The sequence below is a fragment of the Nocardia anaemiae NBRC 100462 genome (assembly GCF_001612725.1).
Classification (GTDB): domain Bacteria; phylum Actinomycetota; class Actinomycetes; order Mycobacteriales; family Mycobacteriaceae; genus Nocardia; species Nocardia anaemiae.
Genome location: NZ_BDAZ01000125.1, coordinates 1 through 1286 on the forward strand (window position 1 = coordinate 1; position 1286 = coordinate 1286).

The 1286-nt window shown below is 65.2% G+C and carries 1 protein-coding gene; it reads left to right on the forward strand.

The genetic code is table 11. The annotated features are described in order from the left end of the window. Window positions 1-81: 81 nt before the first annotated feature. Window positions 82-1226 (forward strand): IS3 family transposase gene (locus NA5_RS38705; protein ID WP_371856499.1). Its coding sequence is split into 2 segments (ribosomal slippage): window positions 82-349 and window positions 349-1226, totalling 1146 coding nucleotides; the frame shifts between segments, so codons are not numbered across the junction. Window positions 1227-1286: the final 60 nt, after the last annotated feature.

Sequence of the window (1286 nt, forward strand, 5' to 3'; positions counted from 1 at the left end):
TGGCGCGTCCCCAATGAATGAGACCGCTCGGTATTAGAGTCCTGTTGGCCCTGGTGAGGGCTGGAAGGGACGATGAGTGACATGGCTGGACGGAAGCGGCATTCTGCGGAGGAGATCGTGCGGAAGCTGCGCCGTGCCGACGAGTTGGCGGCGGCGGGTAGGTCCGGGGAGGAGATCGCCGCGGAGCTGGGGATCTCGGCGGCGACGATGTACAACTGGCGCCGCCAGTACGGCGGTGTGGACACCGACGCGGCGAAAGAGCTCAAGGAGTTGCGGGAACAGAACGCGCGGTTGAAGCGACTGCTGGCCGATGCGGAGTTGGAGAAGGACGCGCTGCGGGAGATCGCGAAGGGAAAATTCTGAGCCCAGCGGCCAAGCGCCGCGCTGTGGACATGCTCAAGGACGTGATGAGCGTGTCGGAACGGTTCGCGTGCAAGGTGGTTGGGCTGTATCGGTCCACGTATCGGCGGCTGCCGGTCGCGCAGACCCAAGCCGATCCCGACGCTGGTTTGCGGGCCTGGCTGCGCGGCTACGCCACGAAACATCAAGGCCATGGGTTCCGCCGCGCGTGGGCGGCGCTGCGGTTCGACGAGGGCAGCTCGGTGAACAAGAAGAAGGTGCATCGGCTCTGGCGCGAGGAAGGCTTGCAGGTGCGCGAGCATTCGCCGCGCAAGCGGGCCGGGTGCTCGTCGGTGCCGCTGGTCGACGCCGACGCACCAAAGGTGGTGTGGGCGTTGGATTTCCAGTTCGACTCCACCGTCGACGGGCGGGTGGTGAAGATCGCGTCGATGATCGACGAGCACACCCGTGAGTCGCTGCTGCATCTGGTGGAGCGGTCGATCACCGCCGAGAAGCTGGTCGCCGAACTGGAGAAGGTGTTCACCGCGCGCGGCGGCCCGCCGAAGGTACTGCGGATGGACAACGGTCCGGAAATGATTTCCCACGCGTTGCAACAGTTTTGCTCCGATCGGGTCGGGATCGTCTACATCCCGCCGGGCACGCCGTGGAACAACGGATTCATCGAGTCGTTCAACCGTCGACTGCGGGCCGAGTGCCTCAACCGCAATCACTGGACGAGTCTGCTCGAGGCCCGGGTGGTGATCGGCGACTTCAAGCTCGAACACAATCGACGGCATCGGCATTCGGCGCTGGGCTATCTCACCCCGGCCGAGTACGCTGCCCGCTGCGGCCACACCCACCACCCCGTGGCCTGCGACATCAACTGAACCTGGATCGAATACCACCCGGCTCTACTACCGGGCGGACTCGATATCGGGGACTCGCCA